This window comes from Bacillus sp. MBGLi79 (assembly GCF_002953915.1).
Window position 1 is genome coordinate 2999376 of the sequence record NZ_CP026521.1, and the last position, 5291, is coordinate 3004666.

4 protein-coding genes and 2 pseudogenes are annotated in these 5291 nt (G+C 39.6%); 3 read left to right on the top strand and 3 right to left on the bottom strand.

What is annotated here, in order from left to right; translation table 11 throughout:
• Positions 1 to 592, bottom strand: a 592-nt coding sequence (locus tag C1T29_RS15285; protein WP_208945497.1) for an aminoglycoside 6-adenylyltransferase, incomplete at its 3' end; no start/stop codon positions are given.
• Positions 593 to 825: 233 nt separating this feature from the next.
• Here C1T29_RS15285 and C1T29_RS15290 point away from each other — a divergent pair.
• The 3 genes and pseudogenes from C1T29_RS15290 to C1T29_RS15300 form a co-directional block, all read left to right on the top strand.
• Positions 826 to 936, top strand: a pseudogene (locus C1T29_RS15290) (LysR family transcriptional regulator); the annotation flags it as partial.
• Positions 937 to 1036: 100 nt separating this feature from the next.
• Positions 1037 to 2080 carry a nitronate monooxygenase gene (locus C1T29_RS15295; protein ID WP_103749969.1) on the top strand — a complete coding sequence of 348 codons (1044 nt, stop codon included), beginning with the start codon at positions 1037 to 1039 and terminating at the stop codon, positions 2078 to 2080.
• Positions 2081 to 2328: 248 nt separating this feature from the next.
• Positions 2329 to 3036, top strand: coding sequence for a YrpD family protein (locus C1T29_RS15300; RefSeq protein WP_017696046.1), 708 nt, complete (start codon positions 2329 to 2331; stop codon positions 3034 to 3036).
• 439 nt (positions 3037 to 3475) lie between these two features.
• On the opposite strand, the gene C1T29_RS15305 is transcribed toward C1T29_RS15300, so the two are convergent.
• On the bottom strand, positions 3476 to 4885 hold the full coding sequence (locus C1T29_RS15305) for an MDR family MFS transporter (RefSeq protein ID WP_103749968.1): 1410 nt from the start codon (positions 4883 to 4885) through the stop codon (positions 3476 to 3478).
• 149 nt (positions 4886 to 5034) lie between these two features.
• Positions 5035 to 5291, bottom strand: a pseudogene (locus C1T29_RS15310) (MarR family transcriptional regulator); the annotation flags it as partial.

Here is a 5291-nt window from a genome sequence, read left to right on the forward strand (position 1 = left end):
TATGCCAAGCCATCATTCTCAATAGATTAGGACGGACGATTTCATTTAAATGATCAATGGCAAAAAGGATTTCATGTCTTGCTAATCCTTTGACTACGTAAGTCGAAACCATCCAGAACTCATTACAGCAATCATCAAATTCCCTTGCAGTCGGTTTTTTCGTCCAATCTTGGAGGTCATTTGGGGGCACTTCATAGCTGATGAACGTATCCTTATCGAGCAAGACCTTAACCAAACCATCGTTATTAGCAAAATAATCTTCTGCTTCACGAATTGGAATAAGGGTTAGATCTACTTTGTTGCCATCCTCAAAAAGAATAATGTATGAAAACCAATTACCTAATTCGGGAGGGAAAAGCTCCATATCTTCGGGTTTTTGCATCATAATACGCTTCCCAAAGATTTCAAGCCACTGATCATTTTCTTTAAAAGATTCTATATCAGTTACAAAATAAGAAATGTCATAATCTTGGAAGTTGTCGGGGCGAATATGTTTGTTTGTACGTGACCCTTCTAAAGTGACCAATCGGATTCTCTCATCGTTCAAAGCAAAGTCTAAAAACATGTCCATCATTTCCTGTTCATTTCGCATTGCATGTATTCCTCCGTTTCAGACTTTTCTTTATACAGCCTAACATCTAACTCTAAAACCGAATATTGATTTTATTATGAAATAAAGAATTTTCATTATCAATGGTTGTCAGTTCCACCTTCCAATTTTATGTCCGTGTTATTTTTGTGCACGTCATTTACAACCTTATGTATATGAGCCACTCACGAAATGATTTAGTCTTCTAAGCTTTAGTTTACATGAAGTTCTCTTATTATTCTTTCGTATCAACCATGTTTAGCAGGCGAAAAGACACTTCCATTACCCCTGCTTTAACTGCTTTTTTAAAGAATATGAGAGATCATTTTCAGAAAAACATTGGTTGACAAAAAGAAGGAAAACGATATATTTAAGCGAATACGAGTTTTTGAGGAAAATGAGAAATGACACTTTTTCAAAAGTCATGTCTTAACGGGGGGATTCGGTATGAATGAATTTATGAAGATGTTTTCCTTAACAAAACCGATTATTCAAGCTCCAATGGCTGGCGGCATTACAAAGCCGCAACTGGCATCTGCAGTTTCGAATCAAGGTGCTCTTGGTAGTTTAGCATCGGGGTACCTTAAGCCAGAACTGCTAGAACAACAAATAAAAGAAATGTTTGAGCTGACAGACGCTCCTTTTCAAATTAATGTGTTTGTTCCGCTCGGTCTAGAAATGCCGCCAGAAGACCAGGTTAAAAAGTGGAAAGAAAACATACCGTTAGCCAATCAAGTAAATCAATTCACATCTGTGCAAGAAGAGTGGGATGATTTCTATCAAAAAATTGATATGATTTTAAGATACAAGGTAAAGGCTTGCTCATTCACTTTTGATCTGCCGCCGGAAGCCGCGGTCAAGGAGCTAAAAACTGCTGGATGCTGTTTAATTGGAACCGCTTCAACAGTGGAAGAAGCATTGTTAATGGAGGAACGGGGAATGGATATCGTCGTCCTTCAAGGAAGTGAAGCCGGTGGACATCGCGGATCATTTTTACCTTCCAAAGGTGAATCTGCCATAGGTTTAATGGCTCTGATTCCACAAGCAGCAGATGCATTGAGTGTACCTGTCATAGCTGCTGGGGGAATTATAGACCACAGAGGAGTAAAAGCAGCTTTAACCCTTGGAGCCCAAGGCGTTCAAATTGGGTCTGCCTTTTTAATTTGTCACGAGAGCAGCGCACATCCAGTGCATAAACAGAAAATACGAGAGGCAAACGAAGCAGATACAAAGCTTACGAAACTATTTTCAGGTAAAGAGGCCAGAGGAATCGTAAATAAATGGATGGAAGAAAAAGAACAGTATGAGACACAAACCCTTCCGTATCCCTATCAAAATACACTAACAAAGGCAATGAGACAGCAGGCTTCACTTCAAAATAACCATGATCAGATGTCTTTATGGGCAGGTCAAGGGATACGATCATTAACTGAGGAAATGTCGGTTAAGCAGCTTTTACATAAGCTTTGCCCAGAGGATATAAAAATATAGGTGCTGCCTCTATATAGCTCTTTCTATATTAAATTTCTTTTAAGCACAAGCATCAATTAGCAATTTATAGTAATATTTACACTTCACAGGGCATTATTTAAGATTACGAATCAACCGTTTGCCAGATCTGAAAGTCATAAAGTGTAAATTCTGTGTCTATCTGCATGTTTATTACGGAATTTTTTTCATAATGTTTTATAATACAACATGATAGCGTTTTCTAATTATAATGATAGGGGGAAATAATGATGATGAAAAAAGGACTGCTCGCGGGTGCGCTTACGGCAACTGTGCTTTTTGGCACATGTGCAGTAGACGTGCCGGGTATTATTAGCCCAAAAACCGCAGAAGCTGCATCACAGCTAACTGATGGAATCGGCGGAAGGGCTTACTTGAACAGCACTGGTGCCATTTTTGTTACGAAAATCCAACTTCCTAGCTCCATTCAGGTTTCAAATGGGACAGCCTACATCTACTCTGGCTTTAGCGGGGGCACAGAATCCGATATCGGGCTTCAGTACAGTGATAAATATAATGTATGGAAACCATATATGAAAGTCGGTTCAAAAGGACAGGATCAGGTTCAGTACCTCGAAGGAGGAAGCCAATTCACGAATACGAAAGGTTTCCGTCCCGGCAGCACCGTACAACTTACCATCTACAAAAATCTTAACGGCAATACCCGCGCTACCTACTGGGGCACGAACAATGCGGGATACAACGGCCGTCTCATTTCAGAAATCAGCAAAACAAATGTCGGCTCCATCTCTAAATGGAAAGCACTCGCTACAGTTGCAACAACAGGGTCACGCCAATCTATCAAATCAAATTTTTCAACATCTTTTACAAACATCACCATCGACAACAAAGCCATAACACCTGTGATTGATACTCAAGACTTTGCTAAAGTAACAGTCTCAGGCAACAGTGTCAGTTTGTCCGTTGTGAAAAACTAAAACATGTCGAGCAACCAGTGCGGCAATTGGCTTAAAAGGGGCTTTAAAAGGCCCTTTTTTCATTTCAATTTAACAGTTAGCTTTGGTAAGCAGCCCGCCCGGTAGCCAAGACAGCTAACTGTTTGTACAGCAAAAACCGCTTCAACTTATTAAGGTCGAAGGCGGTTCTTTTTAAAACGAATCACTTGTCTGTATTCTCCTTCTTTTCAGCTACTTACTACGTGATAAGCGCGAAAAATTAAGGCTCCCCTTTACATTCTCTTCATCTGTTTTTTACAGTTGTCAACTATGCATACCGCTCTCTTAAAGGATAGGGCATCTCTTCTAATATATGTTCTTTAGCTTCCCCTCTGATTTCCGCTGTACTAGTAAGCACAGAGTTTTTTAGTTCCCGATTGATACAAGTATACAAATCCAATAATCACCAATTCTCATTTGCTTATTTAGCTTTTTTATGTGTGAGGAATAGACTTGGGATGAAGATTACAGCAAGGACAATGGTGGATACTAAGAACCCAGCATGGTAACCTTTTAAGCCATTCGCAATCGTTGGTTGTAATCCTTGCATGACAGTTGCGACCACAGTGGCGATAACAGCCGTACCAAAGCTCGAACCAAGATTTTCAATAATATGAATACCGACACCTGCTTCTGGAAGTTGTTTGCTGCCAAGTCCTGTATAAGCATCACTCGTCAATGGAAGCATAATTCCTCCAAAACTGGTCCCACGGATGAATAATATGATGGAAATCCAAATCATACTCGTTTTATCGGTGATAAAGATAAGTGGAATAGACCCGATAAGCGAAAGAACAAGACTGGCCATAACGACGTATTTCGCACCGATCCGATCAATCATTTTTCCAATCATTGGCCGAGTAACAAGCATCCCGACTCCTTGAGGGATTAATGCTAGCGCAGCTTCGATTGCCGTGAAATGACGGAAGTTTTGAAAGAACAATGGAAGTATTAACATGGGTCCCATGACGGCAATATTCGCTAATAATAACCCGACGCTGGATGCTAAGAAGTTTTTGTGTGCAAACAAATTTATGGGGAGTACGGTTTGATTTTTTCTGATTCGGTTATATACGATGTAAATTACAGCTAATGCGAGGCCGATGCCCGTCCATAGGATTGTTTCGCTATTGTTAAATGATGCATGGTCCGCTGCTTTCGTAATTCCGTATATCATTGCTGCACTCATTAAGGATAAATTGATAATTCCAAAAATATCAAGTTTGCTATTTTTGTTGAATGGCTCAAAGTCTGGAAGAGTTTTCATCATCAGTGGTGCAGCAATCAAAACGATGAACACGTTGATGAAGAAAATCCAATGCCATGATGTAGCTTGGACGATGAAGCCCCCGATTACAGGTCCTAAGATTGGGCCCAAAATCATTGGTGTGCTGACAATAGCCATCACTTTCCCTATATGTTCTCGGCCTGCTGTTTTAACCAATAGCGTTGACATAAGCGGGGTAATAATCCCAGCGCTAAATCCTTGAAGTAAACGGAATAAGATAAAGCTAGAAATTTTCCAACTAACCCCAGCAAAAACAGAAGTTACACCAAAGGCGATGACTGCACCGATTAAGATTTTCTTTCCGTTAAATTTGTTCATAAGCCATCCGGATACAGGAACTGCAATAGCAAGGGCTAAAACATAACCTGTAATGGACCATTGAATGGTATCCAACGTCGTGCTGAAATCTTTATTTAATTTGTCAATGGCGATGTTTACCATAGTTGAATCAAGCATTGGAGCAATTGCTCCAAGTGCAATTGCCCAGGCAGCCGAGAGAATTTCTTTCGATAAGCCTGATTTCTTTATTTGATCTTTTGACATATTATTCTCCTCTCAGAACCATTTTGTTTCCTCGTCAACAAAAAGATAGCACCATATTGTTTCCCTGTCAACAAAATTAAGAATAAAAAAGACAGCCCATTCACAATAGAGTTGGGCTGACTATGGTTTCTTTATTCTATTTATCCGATCTAATTAACAGCTATTCCCTGTTTCTTTATTTCAGTATCCAAATGCCTGCTGTACTTTTCCACGAAGCTAAGCATACTGTCAAATTGTTCTTCGGTAACTTGTTCAAAAACGACTTTGTCCCGTTCTCGAAACTCTTTATGGAGTTCCTCATGGATGTTATAAATTACTTTGCCTTGCGCAGTAAGCCTAAAATAAATTTCTTTTTTATTATCCGGCTTCTGGTAGCTTTCAATAAGGTCTTTTTTTATCAGTTTCT

What these genes read in the sequence shown, in the direction of transcription:
- C1T29_RS15295 (WP_103749969.1), top strand. Translation starts at nt 1,037, where the DNA reads ATGAATGAATTTATGAAGATGTTTTCCTTAACAAAACCGATTATTCAA.
- C1T29_RS15300 (WP_017696046.1), top strand. Translation starts at nt 2,329, where the DNA reads ATGATGAAAAAAGGACTGCTCGCGGGTGCGCTTACGGCAACTGTGCTT.
- C1T29_RS15305 (WP_103749968.1), bottom strand. Translation starts at nt 4,885, where the DNA reads ATGTCAAAAGATCAAATAAAGAAATCAGGCTTATCGAAAGAAATTCTC.